The following is a 503-nucleotide window of genomic DNA, read 5'->3' on the forward strand; positions in this document are numbered from 1 at the left end:
GGCGGCGGTGCCGGAATGACTGGCTTGGCGGCGTTGATCAGGTCTTCCGGCTTGCCGCTCCATTGCGGGAGTTTGGCTGGTGGCAAGGGTAAGACTTTGTCGAGGTTGGGGAAGCGCAAGTCGGGGTTGTGATCCAATGCATCGCCAAACACTTCATAGCGATCAGCGCGAGCATTGTCGATGCCATGGGGAGCAAGTCCGCCGTTTTCTTGAAATTTGCTACGCAAATAATTTGCTGATCCAGCGCTTCCAAATTTGACGCCTTCGTGCAAATAGTTAAGTGCGCGTGGCTTGTCCTTGTTTCGAAATGTCACACCAAGCTCCAACGCGGCATCGCCATTACCTTGTGCAAAAGCGCATTCGAGCATCTTGATGCCGATGATCGCATTCCTCCAAAATGTATGGTTGGGATCATCAAAAATGGCATTCAAACTGCGTCCAAGCATGAATTGCGCATAACTGTTACCCATGTCTGCAGCCTTTTGCCAGAATGCCCAGGCAGC

The 503-nt window shown here is 52.1% G+C and carries 1 protein-coding gene; it reads right to left on the reverse strand.

Going from position 1 to position 503, the window contains the following annotated elements; translation table 11 throughout:
• Window positions 1-470: DUF6396 domain-containing protein (locus tag KHU29_RS22075; RefSeq protein ID WP_246542446.1), on the reverse strand; the 470-nt coding region annotated here is incomplete at its 3' end.
• Between the last annotated feature and the right edge of the window lie 33 nt (window positions 471-503).

This window comes from Collimonas antrihumi (genome assembly GCF_018304965.1).
GTDB lineage: Bacteria > Pseudomonadota > Gammaproteobacteria > Burkholderiales > Burkholderiaceae_D > Collimonas > Collimonas antrihumi.